General features: G+C 42.7%; 17 protein-coding genes. 14 read left to right on the top strand and 3 right to left on the bottom strand.

What is annotated here, in order from left to right; genetic code table 11:
- Nucleotides 1-128: 128 nt before the first annotated feature.
- The gene (locus Q0Z62_RS02320; RefSeq protein WP_298050464.1) at nt 129-2,588 is read right to left on the bottom strand and encodes a penicillin-binding protein 1A; all 2,460 of its coding nucleotides are present in this window, start codon (nt 2,586-2,588) and stop codon (nt 129-131) included.
- Between the two features lie 144 nt (nt 2,589-2,732).
- On the opposite strand from Q0Z62_RS02320, the gene Q0Z62_RS02315 reads away from it, so the two are divergent.
- The 4 genes from Q0Z62_RS02315 to Q0Z62_RS02300 are packed head-to-tail and all read left to right on the top strand — an operon-like array spanning nt 2,733 to nt 5,703.
- A complete protein-coding gene (locus tag Q0Z62_RS02315) occupies nt 2,733-3,314 on the top strand; it encodes a shikimate kinase (RefSeq protein ID WP_298050462.1) in 582 nt (193 codons plus the stop codon).
- Nucleotides 3,314-4,384, top strand: a complete 1,071-nt coding sequence (aroB, locus tag Q0Z62_RS02310; RefSeq protein ID WP_298050460.1) for a 3-dehydroquinate synthase — start codon at nt 3,314-3,316, stop codon at nt 4,382-4,384. The genes Q0Z62_RS02315 and aroB overlap by 1 nt, the downstream gene beginning before the upstream one ends.
- 8 nt (nt 4,385-4,392) lie before the next feature.
- Complete coding sequence (locus Q0Z62_RS02305) at nt 4,393-5,523, top strand: deoxyguanosinetriphosphate triphosphohydrolase (protein WP_298050458.1); 1,131 nt, start codon at nt 4,393-4,395, stop codon at nt 5,521-5,523.
- Nucleotides 5,524-5,532: 9 nt separating this feature from the next.
- The gene (locus Q0Z62_RS02300) at nt 5,533-5,703 is read left to right on the top strand and encodes a hypothetical protein (protein ID WP_298050456.1); all 171 of its coding nucleotides are present in this window, start codon (nt 5,533-5,535) and stop codon (nt 5,701-5,703) included.
- Between the two features lie 31 nt (nt 5,704-5,734).
- Here Q0Z62_RS02300 and uvrA read toward each other — a convergent pair whose 3' ends face one another.
- On the bottom strand, nt 5,735-8,560 hold the full coding sequence (gene uvrA / locus Q0Z62_RS02295) for an excinuclease ABC subunit UvrA (RefSeq protein ID WP_298050454.1): 2,826 nt from the start codon (nt 8,558-8,560) through the stop codon (nt 5,735-5,737).
- Between the two features lie 111 nt (nt 8,561-8,671).
- Here uvrA and Q0Z62_RS02290 point away from each other — a divergent pair, with 111 nt between their 5' ends.
- The 10 genes from Q0Z62_RS02290 to Q0Z62_RS02245 all read left to right on the top strand — a co-directional run bounded on the left by Q0Z62_RS02290 (nt 8,672) and on the right by Q0Z62_RS02245 (nt 22,081).
- Nucleotides 8,672-9,880: an MFS transporter gene (locus tag Q0Z62_RS02290; RefSeq protein WP_298050452.1), complete on the top strand. Its 1,209-nt coding sequence runs from the start codon at nt 8,672-8,674 to the stop codon at nt 9,878-9,880.
- 97 nt (nt 9,881-9,977) lie between these two features.
- Complete coding sequence (ssb, locus tag Q0Z62_RS02285; RefSeq protein WP_269901052.1) at nt 9,978-10,487, top strand: single-stranded DNA-binding protein; 510 nt, start codon at nt 9,978-9,980, stop codon at nt 10,485-10,487.
- 153 nt (nt 10,488-10,640) lie between these two features.
- Nucleotides 10,641-11,891: a site-specific integrase gene (locus tag Q0Z62_RS02280; RefSeq protein WP_298050449.1), complete on the top strand. Its 1,251-nt coding sequence runs from the start codon at nt 10,641-10,643 to the stop codon at nt 11,889-11,891.
- Complete coding sequence (locus Q0Z62_RS02275; protein ID WP_298050447.1) at nt 11,884-13,434, top strand: site-specific integrase; 1,551 nt, start codon at nt 11,884-11,886, stop codon at nt 13,432-13,434. Before Q0Z62_RS02280 ends, Q0Z62_RS02275 begins: the two co-directional genes overlap by 8 nt.
- Nucleotides 13,435-13,438: 4 nt before the next feature.
- Nucleotides 13,439-15,463 (top strand): hypothetical protein, encoded by a 2,025-nt coding sequence (locus Q0Z62_RS02270; RefSeq protein ID WP_298050445.1) that lies wholly within the window; start codon nt 13,439-13,441, stop codon nt 15,461-15,463.
- A gap of 1 nt (nt 15,464) precedes the next feature.
- Nucleotides 15,465-15,869, top strand: a complete 405-nt coding sequence (locus Q0Z62_RS02265; protein ID WP_298050443.1) for a hypothetical protein — start codon at nt 15,465-15,467, stop codon at nt 15,867-15,869.
- A gap of 107 nt (nt 15,870-15,976) precedes the next feature.
- Complete coding sequence (locus Q0Z62_RS02260; protein ID WP_298050441.1) at nt 15,977-18,784, top strand: SIR2 family protein; 2,808 nt, start codon at nt 15,977-15,979, stop codon at nt 18,782-18,784.
- A gap of 23 nt (nt 18,785-18,807) precedes the next feature.
- Nucleotides 18,808-19,161, top strand: a complete 354-nt coding sequence (locus tag Q0Z62_RS02255; RefSeq protein ID WP_298050439.1) for a hypothetical protein — start codon at nt 18,808-18,810, stop codon at nt 19,159-19,161.
- Nucleotides 19,162-19,210: 49 nt separating this feature from the next.
- Nucleotides 19,211-20,209: an Abi family protein gene (locus Q0Z62_RS02250; RefSeq protein ID WP_298050437.1), complete on the top strand. Its 999-nt coding sequence runs from the start codon at nt 19,211-19,213 to the stop codon at nt 20,207-20,209.
- Nucleotides 20,210-21,088: 879 nt separating this feature from the next.
- A complete protein-coding gene (locus tag Q0Z62_RS02245) occupies nt 21,089-22,081 on the top strand; it encodes an Abi family protein (protein WP_298050435.1) in 993 nt (330 codons plus the stop codon).
- 630 nt (nt 22,082-22,711) lie between these two features.
- On the opposite strand, the gene Q0Z62_RS02240 is transcribed toward Q0Z62_RS02245, so the two are convergent.
- On the bottom strand, nt 22,712-23,530 hold the full coding sequence (locus tag Q0Z62_RS02240) for a M55 family metallopeptidase (RefSeq protein ID WP_298050433.1): 819 nt from the start codon (nt 23,528-23,530) through the stop codon (nt 22,712-22,714).
- Nucleotides 23,531-23,602: the final 72 nt, after the last annotated feature.

The raw sequence follows: 23,602 nt of genomic DNA, 5'->3' as shown, positions 1-23,602 counted from the left end.
GTTAGCGACAGTATCGGCAGCAGGGGGTGGCATAACAAGTCGATCCTTATAGCCACACCCAGCTAAGCTGAGTGCAAGTATCACACAGCTTAGCGCACCTAATCGAGTCAATAGCATATTGGTTTAACCTAAAAAGGGACTAATCCTGGGGCATTGAGAGCATCTAGTGCATCACCTGGTTCATCATTGCTTAGTTGATTCAGTAGATTGCCAATGCCATCTTCAACACCACCTGTTCCGTCTTCAATATAAAGACTGTCATCCAAGGCAGAAGGCAGACCGACTCGTAAAATGGCTTTTCCTGGAGGAAACTCGTTGAAATAGAAGTTCCCATTGCTGTTTTGCAACCCAGAAGGGATGGGGCCTAATGGTTTTTGCGATACGTCTTTAAGGGCGGTTTTCATGTAGTTAATCCAGATAGGCATAGAAAGCCCACCGCCGGTTTCACCAGCCCCCAATGAACGCGGCTTATCAAAGCCCATCCACGCAATACCAACTAAGTCAGGTGTGTAGCCAGCGAACCACGCATCGTGCGAATCGTTGGTAGTCCCGGTTTTGCCACCGATGTCATTGCGTTTTAAGGTGGCAGAGGCACGGGAACCTGTACCAGCCGTTGCTACGCCACGCATCATATGATTCATGACATAAGCGGTGCGGCCATCAATGGCTCGGGCATTACTATCGCCAGCGACCACCGGTTTGGCCCGCATAATGACTTCACCACTGCCGTCAGTGATATGGTCAATTAAATAGGGTTGAACTTTATAGCCACCATTGGCAAAAACGCTGTATCCGGTTGCCAATTGTAGTGGCGTCACACTGCCTGCCCCAAGAGCTAAGGGAAGCACTGCGGGTTGACGGGCTCGGTCAAAACCAAAGCGCACCACGTAATCCTGTACATATTGGGGCCCTACGGCCTGCATAATGCGGATTGAGATCATGTTTTTGGATTTGTAGAGCCCATTACGCATGGTCAGCATATTTTCGTAGCGTCCACCGTAATTTTTAGGATTCCATGGTTTAGACCCCGTTTGAGATGAGGTTAACTGGAAAGGTTGATCCGAAATGAGCGTCTCAGGGGTTAGGCCTTTTTCTAAGGCGGCGGCATAAATAAAGGGCTTAAAGGCGGAGCCAGGTTGACGCCACGCCTGAGTGACACGATTAAACTTACCATCTGAGAAATGGAAACCACCGACCATAGCGCGTATTGCACCGTCTTGGGGGCGCATAGAAACGAGCGCGGCTTGTACTGAAGGCATGTTAATGACCTCCCAGTAGTCACCATTATTAAATAGATAAACCACGGAGCCACGGTCAATACGTTCTTTGTCACTGGCATTACGAGTGAGCCCTCTGGCCACAATATTGAGCGCAGATTTATTATCCACCGTGATGGTTTGGTCTGCAGTCCGAGCGACCGTAATTTGGGTGGGGCTGGCAGATAAAACAACGCCGACTAATAAATCCCCTGCATCAGGGTGTTTACGCTGTACTTCTGCTAAGACATCACTGAGGGCTTCGGTGTCTTGCTCTATGTTGGCCGGTAGATTGACCCGGGCTTCAGGGCCAGGATAGCGAGCACGACGGGTATATTGCAAAATGCCATCACGTACGCTTTTGTAGGCAGCTTCTTGGTCTTTAGAGTCAATCGTGGTGTAAACATTAAAACCACGAGAATAAATACCGTCTTTATAGACACCGTGCAGTAATTGGCGGGCTAGTTCAGCAGCATATTCGCCATGAATGGCATAGCCCCCTGCGGGCATCCCTTCGGCTGTCTTAATTTCAATGGTTTGTTCTAGTGCGGCTTGATGCTCGGCCTCTGTGATGTAGCCCAGATTCAACATACGACGCAGAACGACGACTTGTTGGCGTTTGGCCTCGTTGTAATTGGAAATCGGGTTGTAGCGAGAGGGAGCGCGCGGAATACCTGCCAGTATGGCGGCCTCGGCTAATGTGATCTCTGTGAGAGGCTTACCAAAGTAGGCGCGTGAGGCGGCAGCAAACCCATAGGCTCTGTGGCCTAAGAAAATTTGGTTCATGTAAAGATCTAAAATTTGATCCTTAGAAAGCATGGACTCAATTTTGACAGTTAAGAGCAGCTCGTAAAATTTACGTGTGTAGGTTTTTTCAGACGAAAGGTAAAAGTTTCGTGCTAATTGCATCGTAATGGTACTGGCACCCTGCGTTTTGGAACCGGCGACCAAGTTAGCGAGAGCAGCGCGACCAATCCCTTTCATATCAATACCACTGTGTTGATAGAAACGATCGTCCTCTGCCGCTAAGATGGCTGATTTCATGACATCAGGGATGTCTTCAAAGCGCATGACGTTACGGCGTTCCTCGCCGAACTCACCGATAAGTACCTTATCTGCGGTATAGATACGCAACGGAACCCGTGGTTTATAGTCGGTCATTGCGCTAAGATCGGGGAGATTAGGCCAGGCCAAAGCTAAAGCTAAGGACACAGCTAAGGCCCCACATACAGCCAAGCCTGTGAAAAAGATAGCCGTCTTAAGAATTAGGCTAAAGAACCACGACCCGCTATGGGGTGTGTCTGTATTGGGAGATTGGGCAGTAGAACTCATTGTGGGGCAATTTTACGCGCAATCCAGAGTAAATATAGAATTGCGCATTGGGTTTATGTAAGTAAATAATACTAAACAAAGCTGATATCTAAACGTAGCTAATGAGATAATACACAAATGACAGACTTTTTATCCGCAGACCTCATGCAAAATGAAATTTTAACACCTCTTAGCTCTACTGATTTACAGCAGCTTTTGCGTCCTGGCCAAAAGCCTATTTTTTTAGTTGGCATGATGGGTGCAGGTAAGACCACCCTAGGGCGTCAATTAGCTCGATATCTAAAGCGTGATTTTTTTGATCTTGACCATGAGTTAGAGGCGCGCTGTGGTGTACCAGTAGCCACTATTTTTGACATAGAAGGCGAGGATGGTTTTAGACGGCGCGAGTCCATCGAGTTAGATAGTTGTTCACGTCGCCCCGCTATTGTACTGGCTACGGGTGGAGGGGCAATCCTTGCTGAACAAAACCGTGAGATTTTGCGTCAACGTGGCACAGTGGTTTATTTACGAGCTAGTGCTAATGAATTATATAGGCGTCTTGAGCGCGATAAAACCCGTCCTTTATTACAAACTGCAAATCCACGTCAGCGCATCAGCGACTTAGTTGAGCAACGTGAACCGCTGTACGAGCAAACGGCGGATGTGATTTTTGAGACGGGGTCTTCGCCGGTGCATTTGGCGGTTAAGCAATTATTAAACGTATTAAAAGAACAAGAGGTTATTTAATGAGCGTAGTCCATGTTAATACCCCTGGGGGCAGTTACCCCATCCATGTTACTGCGGGCCGTTTAGATCGAATCGCAGAATCGATTCCCAACGATACCACTACTATCGCACTGATTACTAATCCTACCATCTTTAATTTATATGGTGAGCGTGTCTTAAAAGCACTACAGTCCAGTGGGAAAAAAGTGGTTCAAGTACAAATACCTGATGGAGAGCAACACAAAAACAGTCAGACCTTAGACGCTATTTTTGATGCTTTGTTACAAAATCGCTTGGATAGAAAGGCGGTGATTGTAGCGTTAGGCGGTGGGGTAGTCGGTGATATCAGCGGCTTTGCTGCGGCTTGTTTTATGCGAGGCATTCGATTTATCCAGGTTCCCACGACGTTGTTGTCTCAGGTGGATTCTTCGGTAGGCGGTAAAACGGCGATTAACCATCCGCTGGGTAAAAACATGATAGGTGCATTTTATCAGCCTACCGCTGTTGAAATTGATATTCATGTGTTGAAAACCCTGCCTAAGCGCGAGATCTCAGCTGGTCTAGCCGAGGTCATTAAGTACGGCATGATTACCGACGCTGATTTTCTAGATTGGTGCTTGGCGAATACAGCAGGACTGACCTCCTTACAGGATACGCAGACACAGTATGCCGTGACCCGTTCGTGTGAATTGAAAGCCTTGGTGGTGTCTCAGGACGAGCGTGAGTCAGGGCTGCGTGCTATTTTGAACTTTGGTCATACCTTTGGTCATGCGATTGAAGCGGGCTTAGGGTATGGTGAATGGTTGCATGGCGAGGCAGTAGGCTGCGGCATGATTATGGCAGCGGAGCTTTCTGCCGAAGTCTGTGGCTTGCCAGAACAAAGTGTGCAAAAAATCCGTGATCTTGTTGCGGCAATTGGTTGCCCTATCGCCCCACCTAAATGGGATCATGATCGGTGGATTGATTTAATGGGACTGGACAAAAAGACAGAGGGCGGTCAATTGCGCTTTGTCTTATTACCAGAACTCGGAAAAAGTGTGGTTCAAGCCGTAGATGTGGCAACGGTTAAAAAAGTATTAGCCAAATTCTAGGAGTTTTTATGTTAGCAGCCTATGCGTGTCATCCTGAACAATCACGAGGTCGTTTGCATCCTGAGTCCGCACCTAGCGGGCGTAATCAGTTTCAGCGCGACAGAGATCGTATTATTCATTGCAATGCATTTAGGCTGCTTGAATATAAAACACAGGTGTTCATCAATCACGAAGGCGATCTTTTTAGAACTCGTTTAACGCACAGCATAGAGGTAGCGCAAATAGCGCGCTCTATTGCGCGACGGTTGCATTTACACGAGGACTTGATTGAGGCGATTTCCTTGGCCCACGATTTAGGGCATACCCCTTTTGGTCATGCTGGCCAAGAGGAATTAAATCAATGTATGCGTGATCTGGCCCCAGATGCGGGGGGCTTCGAGCACAACCTACAAAGTCTACGTATCGTGGATCACATAGAGGAACGGTATGCAGAATTTAACGGAATCAATCTGTGTTTTGAGACACGAGAGGGTATTTTAAAGCACTGTAATGTAAAACATGCCGTATTGTTGGGCGATGTGGGGCAGCGCTTTATTGAGAAAACGCAGCCCTCCCTAGAGGCACAATTAGCTAACTTGGCGGATGAAATCGCCTATAACAACCATGACATTGATGATGGCTTACGATCTGGACTCATCACGATAGAGCAATTATTGGAAATCAAGATTTTTGCGGATCATTACGAACAGGTTGTACAGCGCTATCCTCATCTCAAAGACAGCCAACATCGTAAGCGCCTGATAGGTGAAATTATCCGCCGTATGATTCATACCTTTGTGGTGGACTTATCAGAGGCGACACAAGCAAACATAGATAAGTATCAGCCCACATCGGTCGATGAGGTACGTAATTGCCCTAGATTAGCCACGTTTACCCCTGAAATGCGTGCTCATGCCGACGAGCTAAAACGTTTTTTACGGGCAAATTTATACCATCATGATCGTGTCTTGCGTATGACGCTAAAAGCGCGCCGTATTGTGCGAGACTTATTTCAGGCCTTTATCTCTGAACCCGCCTTGCTGTCCGCTGAACACCGTCGAGAGGACTTTAACGAGCAGGCGCGTGCCATCGCGGATTATGTGGCGGGCATGACAGATCGGTATGCGATTAAAGAGCACAGAGAGTTGTTTGTGATGTAAAGGATGGTGTTGACGCCAGAGCCTCGTCATCGGGCAGATGAAACGCAACGCCTTAATGCAGAAAGAGTCGCGGATTATTTGCTGTCTGAGCAAGGGCAGGCGGCACTGAGTCAAGCGAATCAATTAAGCGCAGGCGTATGGTTATATCCGCGTAAAGAGGGATTACCCACACCAAAATAGAATAAGGGGGCGTGGTTTTTGCCCCCTTGTTTTATTGGCTCAGTAAGGGTTTTAGGTATCTGCCAGTATGACTATCAGGGGTATTGGCGATAAGCTCAGGAGTACCCGCAGCCACAATGTAACCCCCACCAGACCCTCCCTCGGGGCCTATGTCAACTAACCAGTCTGCGGTTTTAATGACATCTAAGTTATGTTCAATGACGACGACAGTATTGCCCGCATCTACCAGCTGATTTAATACATCTAGCAGCAAGGCAATGTCTTGGAAGTGCAAGCCAGTCGTGGGTTCATCAAGAATATAGAGAGTGTTGCCCGTACTGCGTTTAGATAGCTCTAGGGCCAGTTTAATACGCTGGGCTTCACCCCCTGATAAGGTGGTCGCGCTTTGTCCTAATCGGATATAAGACAAGCCTACATCCATTAAGGTCTGAAGTTTGCGTGCGATAGCAGGGACGGCATCAAAATAGGCCATAGCCTGACCTACGGTTAGGTCTAGAACCTCACTGATGTTTTTGCCACGGTAGTGAACCTCTAGGGTTTCCCGGTTGTAACGGGCTCCATGACAGATGTCACATGGCACATACACATCAGGTAAAAAATGCATCTCGACTTTTACGACCCCGTCACCTTGGCAGGCCTCGCAGCGCCCACCTTTGACATTAAAGGAGAAACGACCGGGGTCATAACCCCGCATACGAGATTCAGGCACACCTGCAAATAGCTCACGGATGGGGGTGAACATGCCGGTGTAGGTAGCAGGATTACTGCGTGGGGTACGGCCAATCGGGCTTTGATCTACCGTAATAATTTTATCAAAATGCGCTAAGCCATTTAAAGCGCGAAAGGGCGCAGGCTCGGATTGGGCACGGTGTAAACGTTGTGAAACGGCTTTAGCCAGTGTGTGATTGATTAAGGTTGATTTGCCCGAACCGGAAACCCCTGTAATACAGACAAAACGTTTTTCAGGAATGCGTAAATCCACGTTTTTTAGATTGTTGCCACTGGCCCCGAGTAACTCTAGATAAGGGGTGTCCTCATGTACAGGACGTCGTGCTGGAATGGCAATTTTTAGCTCACCACTTAGGTATTTTCCTGTGACAGAGTCGGGGTTATTCATGACCTCGGCGGGTTTACCGGCGGCGATCACCTCTCCACCTAATTCACCTGCCCCTGGGCCCATATCCACGATAAAGTCGGCTAAACGAATCATATCCTCATCGTGCTCGACCACAATCACACTGTTACCTAGGTCGCGTAATTGTTGCAAAGTTTCAATGAGCTTGTCGTTATCACGTTGATGTAGACCGATAGAGGGCTCATCTAATACATACATGACCCCCGTTAGCCCTGAGCCGATTTGACTGGCCAGACGTATACGTTGGGCTTCACCCCCTGAAATCGTGTTGGCTCGACGATCTAATGAGAGATAGCCTAAGCCCACATTATTTAAAAAGCTGAGTCTAGACTGGATTTCCTCGGTGATGCGTTCAGCAATGTCTTTTTTAGCACCCGTGAGCTCTAGCTTTTCAAACCAGGTCAAACATTGCGTTAAGGGTAGATGTTCAACCGCGTTGATGGGCTGAGGATCGTTATCACCCAGCAGTACGTGTCGTGCAGCAGTATTGAGACGGGCACCATGACATGCTGGACAGGTATGGATACGACGTAATTTAGCGAGTTCTTCTTTGACGGCACTGGAATCGGTTTCTTCCCAGCGACGCATTAGGTTTGGAATCACTCCTTCAAACACATGGTGTTTTTCAGTCGTGTGACCTTTTTCCGTTAGGTAAATAAAAGGGATTTCCTCTGAGCCAGAGCCATAAAGGATGCAGTTTTGGATGTGCTCATCAAGTGAGTCAAAACTATCCTCTATATCAAAACCATAATAATTGGCTAAGCTTTGCAGTAAATTAAAGGTAAAGGCATTACGTCTATCCCAGCCAACAATGGCGCCACCCGCTAAACTTAGGTCTGGAACGGCAACAACTAACTCAGGATCAAAAAACTCAGTTTCACCCAAACCTGCGCACTCAGGGCAGGCTCCCGCAGGATTATTAAAACTAAAGAGGCGTGGCTCTAAATCGTCCACCTGATAGTCGCAGTGAGGGCAAGAGAAGTGCAGACTGAACCCGGTGAGCTCGTCTGTGTCCATATTAAGGGCTTGGGCTTTGCCGTGACTTAGGTTGGTGGCTGTTTCAAAACTCTCGGCCAAGCGCTGTGTGCTTTCGGTACGAACCTTTAGTCTATCGATAACCACTTCGATTTGAGGGGCAACCACCTCAGAGGGCCAAGCGTCTTCTAGACTTTGCATTTGTCCATTGATACGCACACGTACAAAGCCTTGAGATTGCAGTCCACGAGCTAAGTCCTTGAGGTCTTGGTTTTGTTCGTAGATAATCGGGGCTAAAATAGCCACGCGGGTTTCCTCGGGCCAGCTCAAAACCGTATCAACCATCTGGCTAATCGTTTGTGCCAATAAGGGTTGATGATGGGTTGGGCAATGAGGAGTCCCTACACGGGCATACAGCAAGCGTAAGTAGTCATGGATTTCAGTGGTCGTACCAACGGTAGAGCGGGGGTTATTACCGGCCGCTTTTTGTTCAATGGCAATAGCGGGTGATAAGCCTTCGATAAGATCAACATCCGGCTTATCCATGATTTGTAAAAACTGACGCGCATAGGCTGATAGACTTTCTACATAGCGACGCTGTCCTTCGGCATAAAGTGTGTCAAAGGCTAAAGATGATTTACCCGAACCGGACAGTCCAGTGATTACAACAAGTTGATGTCTGGGTAAATCAATAGAGATGTTTTTTAAATTGTGCGTGCGTGCACCGCGAATACGTATCAATTCCATTCGTTTTTGTCGTGCTATGTTCAAAAGGCTAACTTGTTACTATAGCGCGGTAAGGCAAATAGCGCTGTATAGTATCTAGCGATTTGTAATGCTTTAATTTTTGAGTGACGCATGAGCCAGTCTACTAGCGGGAAAATCCCTACTAAAAAACCTCAGCGGGTGCAGTTCACCCCTCAAGAGCGTAAGTCCAGCATGTTGCTGGCTTTGTTGTTTTCTACCCGAATGTTGGGGTTGTTTTTATTAACTCCTATTTTTGCTGTTGCGGCCCAATCCATTGTGGGGGGCAACGATGCCATGAAAGTGGGTATCGCATTGGGGGCCTATGGGTTAACCCAAGCCCTTATGCAAATTCCTCTTGGGATGGCTTCAGATAAGTTTGGTCGTCGCCCCGTCATTATTGGCGGAATGGTGTTGTTCATTATTGGTGGCGTCGTCAGTGCGTTAGCCACTAGTGTAGACGGTATTATCGTCGGGCGTGTGTTACAGGGGTTAGGGGCTATCTCAGCAGCAATTACGGCATGGGTAGCTGATGCAACCCGCCCAGAGGTCCGTACCCGAGCGATGGCGATGGTCGGATCAGCCATTGGTTTGTCTTTTGCCGTATCACTGGTGTTGTCGCCGGTGATGGTGGGGCAGTTTGGTTTATCTGGATTGTTTTGGGCAATTAGTGGTCTGGGCTTGGTTTGCCTATTGATTGCCGCTTTCGCTATTCCTGAGTACCCCAGAGCAGAGCCTATTATTCAAGCCAAAGCCAGCGATGTATTAGGTCACAAAGAACTATTGCGCCTGAATTTTGGCGTATTTGCATTGCACTTTATTTTAATGACCCTGTTTGTGGTGGTGCCAGGGGTCTTAGCGCAAATTGGCGGATTTGACTCAGGCAGTCTCTGGAAAGTCTATCTACCCGTTATCTTGGTTTCATTTGCGTTTATGATTCCTGCCGTCATTTATACCGAAACCCGAAAAGCACATAAAAAGGTCTTGCAGGCCTTAGTGTTGGGCTTAGCCGTAGTCATGGCATTTATGCCATTATTTAGCAGCATGCTATGGGGTATGGTCGTGTTTTTACTGCTGTTTTTTGCTGTGTTTAATACCCTAGAGGCCCTGCAGCCCTCCTTGGTGTCCCGAGTCGCTCCCGCTGACTATAAGGGCCTAGCCATGGGTTTTTACAATACCACGCAGTCATTAGGTGTGTTTGGCGGTGGGTTAGCAGGTGGCTTTGTAGCCTCTACGGCGGGGGTGCAGTGGGCCTTATGGATGGGCGCCGGGCTGGCCGTAATGTGGTGGCTTAGCACTAGACGCTTTAACGCACAACTTTGACATTTATAACGACTGGTTAAATTTAGCCTCTATTAGACTGGTGTAAAATCGCCCATAATAGAACACATACAGCACAGATTTTATATAGGAAAATATTATGGCATCGGTAAATAAAGTAATTCTTGTAGGCAACTTAGGGCGTGATCCAGAGGTGCGTTACAGTGCAAACGGCGCTGCCATTTGTAATTTATCCATTGCAACCACTCATAACAGCCGAGATCAGGCCGGAGAGCGCCGCGAAGAAACAGAGTGGCATCGTGTTGTTATGTTTAACCGTTTGGCTGAAATCGCCGGTGAATACTTGCGCAAGGGCCGTCCTGTGTATATCGAAGGCCGTCTACGCACGCGTAAATGGCAAGGCCAAGACGGTCAAGACCGTTACACAACAGAAATTATTGCCGACCAGATGCAAATGCTAGGTGGTCGTGGTGATAGCGGTGGTGATTTTGGTGGTGGCCCAGCTGATGATTTTAATCAGGCCCCCCCTCAGCAACAACAACGCCCAGCACCTCAACAGCCCGCCCCAACGCAGCAGGCTCCAAAACAAAACTACCAAGCAAATCCAATGGATAGCATGGGTGATATGGATGACGATATTCCGTTCTGATGGGAACCAAAGAGATTATTGTTAATTTTTAGCCTAAAGCCCTCATAAAGAGGGCTTTTCCTTTTTTGGGTATGTGTAATTTTATATTGTTGATTTTCTGGTAATGGTGTACCATGAGTTATTGTTAATATTATGGGTAAGGCTTGGAGTGTAATGAAACTGGTTCACACGGTTTTTAAAAATGGAGAACGCTACCCTTTATTAAGAGGTGAGGATGGTGTTCCACTTTGGTATCCCACCTTATATGCAACATCTCAGTTACGTAATGCAGCTAAAGCGCCTAACACTATTGTTGCTAACTTAACAGCAGTTAGGCTGTTACTTATTTGGTGTGATGAGGAGAATATTGATATCGAAACTCATTTCTCTAAAGGAGATTTTTTTACTACCCAGCAGGTGGAGTCGTTAAGTCGTTTTCTTCAGACTAAGGTTTCTGAGTTAGGAGCTAATGAGGGTCAAATTCAATTAGTTCGTAATAAAGAGTCAACCAGAGCTAGGCTTAAATATAATATAAACAAGGTTTCTGCTAATACTCAATATCTTAGGTTATCTTATGTAGCTGACTACCTTCATTGGTTTGCCTGTAGAGTTGTTGAGCGTAATAAACGACATGTAGATGCGGACAGCATGGCACTTATTAAGCGTATGACAGATAGTCTACGCGCGCGTCGCCCCGTTAGAGCTAACGATTTAAATAAAAAACGTATGGGGTTAGAAAAAGAGCAGAGATCTGAGTTACTCGCATTAGTTACACCAAGTCATGAGAGCAATCCATTTTCTGAGGATCTGAAAATCCGCAATGAGTTAATTGTGAACTTGCTTTATCAGTTAGGAGTTCGGCAAGGAGAGCTGCTTTCTATTCGAATTAGGGATATTGATTTTTCTAAAAATGAGATCGTCATACCCCGTAGACATGATGACCCTGATGATCCCAGAAGCGATCAGCCAGTGGCTAAAACTATGGATAGAAGGCTGCCTTTATCTAAAGAGCTTGCTGAGCTTATTTCTAATTATATTGTGGGAGAGCGACGCAATATAAAACCAGCTCGTAGACATGATTTCTTGTTAGTTGTGCATAAGGTAGGGCCGTATCTAGGTCAGCCTTTATCAAGTCGAGGTCTAGCTAGGGTTTTTAAGCAGATACAAGATGCAAGACCTGATTCTTTCAGTAATTTAACACCACATTTACTCCGCCACACTTGGAATGATCGATTTTCTGAGCTTGCTGATGAAAAAGGAATAGATGAAGCGAGAGAAGAGAAAATGCGGTCGTACTCAATGGGCTGGAAAGAAGGCTCTGGGACCTCTGCTATTTACACACGTCGTCATATTGAAAGAGAGGCTCAGAAAGCCGCTTTGGAATTGCAACGTTCTTTAAAAATAAGAGAGAAAAAGCATGATTAAGATAAAGTCACAGCCAAATCCTCCATTTACAATCTCAAGAGAAGGTTTTGAGTTTGAGCTGAGTGAGTTATCCTGGCGCTTGTCTAGGGATAGAGTGTTGAGTCTGTCCTGGATAGGTAATGAGCTTGAGGATCAGCTTTTAGATTCTTACCTTAAAGTTCTTCTTTTTTATGCAGAATCGTACTCCGCTTCACATACTGTAAATTTAAATAATCATTTCAGACGATTTATACAATTTTGTGCAAAAAAAAATAAACCAATAGCTTTGATTACCTCAGCACAGGTGATTAGCTATAGGTCATCGCTAAGTGCTAAGCATGAGTATTACTTGGGTGTATTGAGTGGATTTTATAAGCGATGGGTTGATCTTGGTTATGCTGGTATATCACCAGATACACTTACTGCATTAAGTGAAATTCGTTTAAAAGGAAATGAAAAAGGCAAGGCTATTCAAATATCTTGTCCTTATGAGGGAGCTTTATCTGATTTAGAGTATGAAAGGTTATATCAAGAGCTAACGGATGCTTTTGAAATGGATAAAGTTAATCTTGAAGCTTACACATTAATCATGCTCTGTATTGCAACAGGAAGACGGCCTGTTCAGTTAGGTGATTTGAAAATATGTGATTTTACAGAGGTTGCGGCATCAGATGGGCAACGGATTTTTTTATTGAGAATTCCTAGATGTAAGCAAAGAGGAACGTTGTGGCGTGAAAAGTTTCGTGATTATGCATTAACCCCAGAGCTAGGTGTATTACTCAAAAGCCATATCCACAGTATAGAAATAAAATTTAGAAAAAAAGTTAAAAATTCCATTGGAACGAAAAATTTGGCTATTTTTCCGTATTGGAAGCAGGTTAATAGTAACTGTAGCCTTAAAGGTAAAGAGCTTGAGAGTGCCGTTCAGGGAGAGATGTTTCATCGACGTTCTAGCCATATATCTGGACTACTAAAAATAACTATAAAAAACCTAAATATTTACTCTGAAAGAACAGGTAAGTTATTGGATGTTTTTCCGCTTAGACTACGCCGTACCCTTGCTACACGAGCAGCCCGTGAAGGTTATGGGGTTCTTACCATTGCGGAGCTATTAGACCACTCGGATACCCAGAGTGCTGTTGTTTATACTGAAAATGTGCCTGAGCATGTAGATGCGATTAATCGTGCTGTGGCAGAGCAACTGGCTCCTATAGCCCAAGCATTTGCTGGTGTTTTGATTGATCATGAAAGGGAGGCAAAGCGAGGTAATGATTTATCGAGTCGAGTTAGATCTGATTCTTCTGGTGATGGGGTGGGTTCTTGTGGTCATTATGGTTTTTGTAATGCCCTTGCTCCCATAGCTTGTTATACCTGTAGAAATTTTCAACCTTGGCTTGATGCTCCACACGAAGAGGTGCTTGAGGGCTTATTAGCTAGGCGTGAGGACATTATAAAAAAAACGAATGATCTAACAATGGCCGCGGTGAATGATCGTGTGATATTCGCTGTTACTGAAGTTATACAGCTATGTAAAAAACGAAAACAAAAACAGCTAGAGGGCTAAGAAAATGGCAGAGATATTGCATTTTACTCCACGTCATAAGCTAAAGACCCAGGATAACCTTAAGGAGTTTATTCGTTTTTGTAGAGAAGACCTGTCAGTTTTTGGTGCTGATTTAGACTGGGAGAGTAATCAATGGTCTAGTGCAGGAGTTACGTTTGGAAATTTAGATCAAAAAACTCGTATTTTTCAGCTTGAGAATAAAATGAAAATGCCTTTTCTGGACTTTGCTAAGGCCTATTTTCGTTACGTTCAAGGGTTGAGACCCACAAAAGTTAAAGCAGAAATACAAGCCTTAAGGTGTATAGAGCGAGCACTATTAGAGCAGGTGGGAAAAGCGGATATTTTAGATATTAGTCTGTCTGTTTTTGATCGTGCAGCCGTTCTATGCAGAGAGCATTACTCGCCTGGATTAGCTTATTCCGTGGGTTTACAGTTACAGCGACTGAGTGAATTTCTTAGTGAAAAGAAATTAATCCCTGCTTTTTTGGATTGGAAAAACCCAAATCCAAGGATGGATAAAAGTAACAGAACAGGCAAAAAAGCACAGAAATTAAGAGAAAAACGCCTTCCTAATGAAACGGCGCTTAATGCTTTAGCTGATATTTTTGCTAATAACCCTACTAATCCTAGAGATATTTTTACTTCAAGTGTAGTGGCATTACTTATGTGTGTACCGAGCCGAGTCAGTGAGGTATTAGCATTGCATATTGATTGTGAGGTGTATGAGGTAAAGCGAAATGGCGAGTTGGCTTATGGGTTACGATTTCAACCAGGTAAAGGAGCTCAACCACAAATTAAATGGGTGCCTGAGCCAATGGTAGATTTGGCTAAAGAGGCTATTGCTAGAGTTAAAAAGCTGACAGAGGAGGCTAGAAATATTGCAGTTTGGTATGAAACAAGCCCTGATCTATTTTATAGGCATGTAGATTGTCCCGCTGAGCTGGAATCTGCTCCATTAAATGCGGTACAGGCGTGTCAGGCCGTAGGGATTGGCCATCACCCCAGAAAAATGGCGAAAACAGGGTTAAGGCAAGTAAAGCTACCAGCAAATGATGGTGACAATACATTGCACAGTCTTAATCAATGGGTAATTGATAAACTGCCTAAAGAGTTTCCATGGTTTGACATGGAGCGAAGGGTTAGGTATTCACAAGCATTATTTTGTATGCAGCGTCATATGTTACGACCCGACATCACTACAAGTCCTGTGCAAATTGTGAAGCCCCGTGCTAATTGGGTGAATGATGACCTAGGAACGTCAACAACACCTGCGGGCTATCTTCAGGAGAGTATTTTTGCTAGAAATGGATTTGCAGGTGAAAATAGTGAGCCACTAAAAGTAACCAGCCATCAGTTTAGGCATTTGTTAAATACGCTGGCTCAACGTGGCGGCCTAAGCCAAGTTGAGATTGCACGTTGGTCTGGACGGGCAAACATGAAGCAGAACCGTGACTATGATCACATGGATGAGTATGAGCTTGTCGGCATGTTACGGACACATGATGGTTCTTTAGAGCCTCATGGTTCTCTAGAAGAGCTAAGGGATCAAATTGCCGCTAAGCTTCCGATGAAATGCCAGGAGGTCAACTTATTGATGATGCCCACTGCGCATATTACGGAATATGGATTCTGTGTGCATGATTTCACAATGGCTCCTTGTCAAAAACACTTAGACTGCCTTAACTGTACCGAGCAAGTGTGTATTAAAGGGGATAAACGGCTTGAGGGTGTACGTTTTATTTATGAAAAAAATAAAGAATTATTAGCAAAAGCAGATCAGGAAATAGCAGATGGCTCAGCTGGTGCAGACCGATGGTATGAGCACTTGCTTCAGACTAAAGAACGAGCTAAGGAGTTGATTGCTATTTTAGAAAATCCTGAAATTAAAAATGGTGCAATCATTAAGCTAAAAAACTCAGAGGAGTTCAGCCCATTACGTAGAGCAGTTGAAGCAAAGATGCAAAAGAATATAAATAGTGAGCAGCAGGAAATGCTAGAAGATATGCGTGGCTTGTTGGGAGGTGGTTAGTATGTCCAGACATTTAAATGAACATGATATAGAGCGAATTGTAGAGCTTTTGGATGGTTGGAAAGGCAAGTTAACGTGGGAGCTGCTGTGTGATGCTTGTGAACGGACAATAAACACTAGGCCTACCAGACAAACACTAGCCAAGTTTCAACGCATCGCAGGGGCTTATAAGGCTGTTAAAGAGCGTGGTAGAGAGGAGGTTGAGTCTCTAAGCATCCCTCCATCATTAAATGCAGCCGCACAACGTATAGAAAGGCTAACCCGTGAGAATGAGCGCCTAAAGCGCGAGAATAATGAGCTGCTTGAGCAGTTTGTAGTGTGGCAATATAACGCGCATGCTAAGGGATTGTCAGAGCATGACTTAAATCAGGGGCTGCCGGGGATTGATAGGGGGCAGACGGGGTAGATGCTTGTTTATTAAAAAAACCATGTAGATTTAAATATGCCAGTAGGAATTGGGTAGATCTATGATGTTATTTTAATATTTCTATTAATAAAGAAAGGAATTGTATAATGTATCTGCAAAATTCTCATATTGAAAACATTAGGCAGGCTAATGAAGAGGATAGGCTGGCTTTATTTGTTGGGGCAGGTGTATCAAAAAGTTCTGATAGTGATTATATAGAGCTACCTTTATGGGATGATTTAATAAATGAATTAAAATCAGATTTAGCATTAACTAAAGAAATAGATTATTTGAAACTAGCTCAGTTGTATTATCTGGAGTTTGGTGAACAAAAATATACCAAAACACTAAAAAAATATTTCCCTAGCAATATCATGCCCTCTGATTTACACCGGACATTATTAAAGTTAAATCCACAAGTTATAATTACCACAAATTGGGATTGTATTATTGAGAATGCAATTGATCAGGGGGGGTATTTATATGAAACTATATCTACAGATCAGGATTTAGTAAAATCTACAAGTCAGAGAAAATTTATAAAGATACACGGAGATTTTAAAAGCCATAACATAGTTTTTAAAGAGGACGACTATTTAAATTATTCAAATAATTTCCCACTTATGGAGAATTATATAAAATCTATTTTTTCGACTCACACGGTTTTATTTTTAGGTTACTCCTATAATGATACGAACCTGAAGTATTTGATGAAGTGGGTACAAAATCACTCAAACTCAGCGCCACCTATGTATTTGGTAAGTTTTGATTCAAATAGATCGCAAGAAAACTATTTGAAAAGCCATGGGATTACTACGCTAGTATTAGATGGTAGTAGATATTCAGTTAAGAATATTAAAAATCTAAGAGGTAAATCTGCGCTAATGCAGTCATTTTTAAAATCTATTATTCATAATGAAAACACTGTGGATGTAAATAGTGAGCAGGAGGTTATTAGTTTTTTTTATGATTGTATAAAGCATTTAAAACCACAAAATGCGATAAGTCACCACCAGTTAAGAAGAGCAATAACCAATTGTGGTTTTCATTACGATTGTGATGGGTTGAGCATATTAGAACTATATGGAGTTAATGGAGTACAGACTACAGACAGTAGTAGTCTTACAAGGTTAATACATGATGAGTTTATAAAGATTCTTGTTCGTATAGATAATTTTAGTTATGAAGAGAAAGAGATATTTTATCAAAAAAACTCTAAATTTAAAGATATTTTCTATGTATTGTCTCTAGCTAGAGTTAAGGGAGTTGTATTACCTAGAGCGAAGGATGATAGTCATACTTCATACTTTTATAATGAGTTGATTCGAGATCCTGAGGAAATTGAGAAGAAAGATAGGAAGTATCTATCATTTTCTAATAATGAATATAAAGGCAGTGATTTTATAAAATCCTTAGCATCGGAGTCTTATGAGAATTATGTTTTTGGGGAGCATAAACTAGCATTTAATAAAAATACAGAATTAATCATGGCTTGTAAGAGGCAAAGAATATACTCAGTTTTGCTTATAGCTCTATTCAATAAAAACTCAATATTATGGACACTAAAATACTCTTTATTTAAAACCTATAAAGAGCGGTTAGATGAAGAGAAAGAGGTAGAGCTTCAAGATGAGTTTTTTAAGTTTCCAAAATCAGAGATAAAAAAAAATCAAACCTTATATGACTTTTTATCTTTACTCTTAGTTTATCAGCAAGCCAATGAGTGTACTCAAAAAATACTTAATTTAACTAAAATAGTTAAGAATATTAAAGATGGAGGGTTTAGCTTTAACAATGATGCTGATGAACCAACCTATACTCATATAAATTTACTTATGTTCACCTTAAAAAATCATATATTGATTGATAAGTATGCGCCTTATAAAGCATTGATGCGAGATTTTGTAAAAATATCCATAATTCGTCAGTCAGTAAAGAGTTTTGTAGAGTTCAACCAATATGAAATTTATACTGCTATTCAATTTTTTACCACAAAAGAGCTGAGAGCAGAGTTAAGTGTGTTTTCTAAAAAAGATGATAGTAGTCAGCTTCGTTTTGTTGTAAGTAACGATTGTTCTGAGTGGATTGTTTCTACAGTTTTATCAAACATAGTAGATCGTTTAATTAAAAATGAAAGCCTATTTGATAGTGAAAATGGGTCTAGATTTGAAAACTGTATGCAAATACTTGCAGTACTAAGTTTAAGTGCAGATCAGGTTTCAGAGATTATGGGTGTTTTTTCAAAGCTAATTGCTAGTAGATCGACAACAATAGGAGTTTATGAGGCTATAAATAGTTTTTTATCGCACCAGTACAATTTATTTGATCAAAAAATTGAAACTGAAGTTTTGATAAATGTTCTGAATATTTTGATAGATAAAATTACCTCACATAATGCACATGGCTGGGATCATCACGCTATACAAAACAACTCAATAAGTAACTTGTATGGTTATATTCAAATCACAAAAGGTATATATACTGATACAAAAAGAATCCATCAACTAGTTTCAGAACTCCAAGCTTGCTCATTAGTGGAGCAACGTAGTTTTGCAAAATCTTTACTTTACGAAATTTTTACTATATCCAATGATAGTGTTAAAAGTATTATCGAGAAATATATCAAAGAGATTATTTTTAAAGGAGAGGTAGAGGGTTTGGATAATATAGAGTTTGATTTATGGTCAGTTGCGGTAGGATTTAAAGATTTTGAGGATGAAATAACTCAGAATCTAGATGGTTACTTAGAGGAATTTCGCACTAAAAAAATATTTTCATCAACCTTATATAAAATTAAAAATTTAACCAAGTATTTAATCGAAAATAAGGGTGTTGAGGAGTTAAAAGAGATAGATGGTGAGATAAGTACCTTAATAGCTTATTATGAAAACCGACCTAATCCTTCATCGATTTGATTTTATAGAAAAAAGATATAGGAATGACAGAATCTAAAAAAAATATATCTACTCCATACCCAACTGATGAGCAAATAAAGCCTGAATGGACGAGTGTACATACCTTGTTAATAGTAGTTTCAGGTTTAATATGGCCTGCTTTTTATTTTTTTTCTAGCGATCACACATTACCAAAAATATTAACTTTATTAGGGTTGCAGCTTGGAATTATAGGGAGTGTGCTCAGCTCATTAAAAACGCCAGTGTATGGGTCATTTGTCGATGGGGGGAAATTAAATATTAAAAGAGCTAAGGTTGAAGGAGTGTGGTGGCAGCGGGGGATGCTGTTGATAGCAACGGGTTTTATCGCTCAGGTATGTGCGCTATTGATTGTTTGAATAGGAAGTTAGCTAGCAGTTGCTTCACATAATTAATGAAGAATAAAAAGTGAAATATCCTAAATCATGGAAAAACCATTCCGATCAGCTTGACCTGCTAATGGAGCGAGGTTTGATCGTTACTGACAGGGTGCGTGCCCTGGATTATCTAGAGCGTATCGGTTATTACCGTCTTAGCGGTTATTGGTTTGCTTTTCGTGAACGTAGTCAACCGGCTTGTTTACTAGAGAAATATGGTCACAAACCTAAAAAGGTGAGAGTGGATCGTATAGCGCTGGATAATTTTTTACCTCATAGTACATTTCAAAATGCAGTAGATTTATATGTCTTTGATAAGCAGCTTCGTTTATTGGTTTTAGATGCTTTAGAGCGTATTGAAATAGCTTTACGCGCAGAGGTTGCTCATAAACTGGGAGAGCTGGATCCTTTTGCTTATTTAAAACCTGAATTGTTCTACAAAGGGTTTAGTGTAGAGCTAAATAAAAAAACGGGTGTGACGGAGCACCATGAGTGGCTGAGTAAGCATGCTCGGTTAATTGGACGCTCTAAAGAAGAGTTTATTCGACATAACCGCTATAAGTATGGTTTACCGTTACCCATTTGGGTGGCTTCTGAGGTATGGGATTTTGGTGCTTTATCCACGCTATTTAGCGGGATGCATGAAGCAGATCAAGATGCTATTGCTACCCGTTATGGTGTGAGTAATGGTAGAGTATTTGCCACATGGTTACGTAGCTTAAATTACTTGCGCAATGTGTGTGCCCATCACAGTCGTCTTTGGAATCGAAATATTGTAGATCAACCACAACTGCCTTCGGCTGAGGATTTAGAATGGCTTGCCCCCTTTGTGAGTAATGAGCATAAACGGGCACGTTGCTTTTTACTTTTGAAAATAGCCAAGCATGTGTTGGCAGTAGTCAATCCGCGTTCGAGCTGGCCTCAGAGAGTTCAGGAGCATTTAATGGCTTTTCCAGATCTTTCACATCTTGGCCTTAACTTAGAAAGTATGGGAGCACCTGTAAACTGGGTGGAAAGCTGGCAGAAATAAAAAACCTCTCAGCAGCTTCCCTGCTAGAGCAGAGTCACCGAGAGAGGCCGTGTTAAGTAAATTCTAAGCTTTAGGACTAGTTTTTGTCAATCGCAAATTTTGAGCATTGCTAAGAGGGTGATTCGTATAATTTTGCTGGAATCAGCCATAATAATTAACTTTTTCATATTTTCTTGTCATTTTTGATTTAATAATTCTTTTCAAATCAATGTATTGCATAAAAATAGACCTTAATGGTGCCTATAACCGTTCTAAATGATATAAGATTGAGAGTGTTAAGTTGTATTGGTTATTGTTATTTATAACCTATTGATTTAATAGTATTTGTTTTTAGTTAAAGCCCCCTTATAAGAGGGCTTTACTTTTTTGGGTATTGTTGGTTTTCTGGTAATGAGTTTTACTATGAGTTTAAACTAAACGATTATCCTTCCAGACCGCCTTACTATTCAGGTCGCTACCAGTTTAAAAAAGCATTACTTTTCCCAAAGTCTTATCGAGGATCTAAAAGAAAAAGGCGATAAATTTGAATGTGCTGTTGCAATAGATAGTTTGCCACAAGTTAACTATTGGATTTGTAATATGGACTTGATCTAAAGCAACAAATACTTAATGTGATTAGTAATAATTAATTATTTATATATATCGAAAAAATGACAGAACCAAAGGAATATAGGCCTAGCTCATTAAAAACGCCAGCTTATGGATCATTTTTCGATGGAGGAAGGTTAGATGTTAAAAGAGCTAAGGTGGAAGGAGTGTGGTGGCAACGGGGGATGTTGTTGATAGCAGCAGGTTTTATTGCGCAGGTATGTGCGTTATTGATTATTTGAATACGATGTTAAATAGCAGCTGTTCCGTATAATTAATAAAGAATAAAAAGTGAAATATCCTAAATCATGGAAAAGCCATGCCGATCAGCTTGATCAGCTAATAGAGCGAGGCTTAATCGTCACCAACAGGGCGCGTGCACTGGATTATCTAGAGCGCATTGGTTATTACCGTCTCAGCGGGTATTGGTTTGCGTTTCGTCAACGTAGTGAGCCTGTTTATGTATTGGATGAGCATGGTCGAAAACTTAAAAAGGTACGGGTAGAGCGTCTTGTTTTTGATGATTTTTTAGCTAATAGCACTTTCCAAAATGCTGTAGAACTATATGTTTTTGATAAACGGTTACGCTTGTTGGTTTTGGACGCATTAGAGCGGATAGAAGTGGCTCTGCGAACAGAGATTGCTCATAGATTAGGACAATTAGATCCTTTTGCCTATTTAAAACCTGAGTTATTTCACGAGAGTTTTAGTGTGAGACTGGGTCATGCTTCAGGTGTCACACAGCAGCATGATTGGATAGGAAAGCATGCTCGGTTAATTGCACGATCTAAAGAAGAGTTTGTTCGACATAATCGCAATAAATATGGCTTGCCGCTGCCTATTTGGGTGGCTTGTGAGGTGTGGGACTTTGGCACTCTCTCGACATTGTTTAATGGTATGCGTGAGGCAGATCAAGATGCTATAGCTAGTCGTTATGGGTTAAGTAATGGAAGAGTGTTTGCTACATGGTTACGCAGTTTGAATTATTTACGTAATGTTTGTGCACACCATAGTCGTCTTTGGAATAGAAATATTGTTGATCAACCTAAGCTGCCATCAGCTAGTGAGTTGGAATGGGTGAAGCCTTTTGTGGATAATGAGTATATGCGAGCGCGTTGCTTTTTGCTTTTACAGATCACTAGACATGTATTGACTGTGGTGAATCCTCGTTCGAGTTGGCCTGAACGAATTAAAACCCATTTGTTAAGCTTCCCTGATTTGTCACATCTTGGTCTTGACCTAGGGGGTATGGGAGTTTCAGAGGACTGGGAAGCTGATTGGTGAATAGGTAATAAAAAACCCCTAAGCAGTTTCCCTGCTAGAGCAGAGTCACCGAAAGGGGCCGTGTTAAGTAAATTCTAAGCTTTGGTACAGGTTTTTGTCAATCGCTTATCCTTTCAGACCGCCTTACTATTCAGGTCGCTACCAGTTTAAAAAGATGAATCGACCAGGCTTTTATAGACGGTTCATTACCTTAGAAAAGTAATGCTGTTTGTAGTTTATTGGAGAAAGATTCGCAGCACGACTGATTGAGGGGCGTAAACCGAATTTGCATGTGTCTGCTTTAGTTGCCGATGTGACGGCAAATAAAGTGGAGTATATCCGCACCCGTACCCAAGATCGGTAATTTGCTCACTAAGTTAAGGCGTAACAAACGTATTCATAACACAGGTACGCGAAGTCAGCCTATTTGGAAACTTGTTGAGTGATTGCAGAAAGGATGAGTGCGTTTACGTTAAGTTTCATTATTGTCCGTCTGAATGGTGAATCATGCGTTATTCTGGAGACAATGCATTTCTGCATATAAAATAAATACGGAGGCGTTATGAAATCCATTCTGCTTTGGTTGTTGGGTGTACCTATCCCTATTATTTTGCTGCTCTGGTTCTTTTGGGGCTAATCCATCGTTGCCTATCAACGCAACATAAAGCTCATGGCCGAAAAGCAGTTCAATATGCGAATTGTTTCGTACATGCTTGCAGCGCTAACGCGTAATGTGGTGGAGCTGACGCGCTCCACCGTAGGCCATTGTGCAAATAAATCGGCTTGACCTGGGGTTTGGGTTTCGATTTCGCACACTATCGGCGCGGCAATCACCACAGGGCGTAGTTTGGGGATAATGGCCATTGCCTCATAGGCGGCTTGACGAATTCGTTCACAGGCTGCCTTGGGGCTTAACGAGGTACACGAAGCAAAGCCATGTGCGACTTTAGTTTGTGCTGTTTTAACTTGATCAAATAAAGGCGCGGTTTCGGCGATAAATTGATCGTCACCGGTAATTAGTGCAACAGGGGTGTGGTATTCGCCCGCTAAGGCTCCGTATAAACCGGCTTCGCCAAGGGCTTGGCCGTTGATGCGGATATGCCTAAAGGCAAAGCTATTTATGGTGTGGGCCAATACGCCAGCTTCTTGGGATTTGGCATGGTAGCCCACCATGAATACAGCCTGACATTGTTGTTCTACGCCGGACATCATACTCAAGTAACGCGGTTTTCCGGTAATGATGTGGGCGCGTGCGTCGATGTCTTGTAGGATTAGGTTTCTAAAACTACCATGCGAGTCGTTCACAAGAACTTCTGTCGCGCCCCCTGCAAAGGCCCCATCTATCGCAGCATTCGCCTCGGCGGTCATCCAGCGCCTTGCTTGTTCGTATTCAGGATTGCCACTACGAACCTGCTCACTATGAGAAACGCCCGCGACGCCCTCAATATCAACAGAAATAAGAATTTTCATCTAAATTGTGCGAGATACCCCGCGATGAGTGGCGGGGAGGGATAGCACGGGTCACGTAGTGACCCCCTTTGT

The organism is uncultured Paenalcaligenes sp., from assembly GCF_947630565.1.
GTDB classification, from domain to species: Bacteria; Pseudomonadota; Gammaproteobacteria; order Burkholderiales; family Burkholderiaceae_B; genus Paenalcaligenes; species Paenalcaligenes faecalis.
The sequence above is the reverse complement of the archived record's forward strand: the minus strand, read 5'-3'. Positions and strand labels throughout refer to the sequence as shown.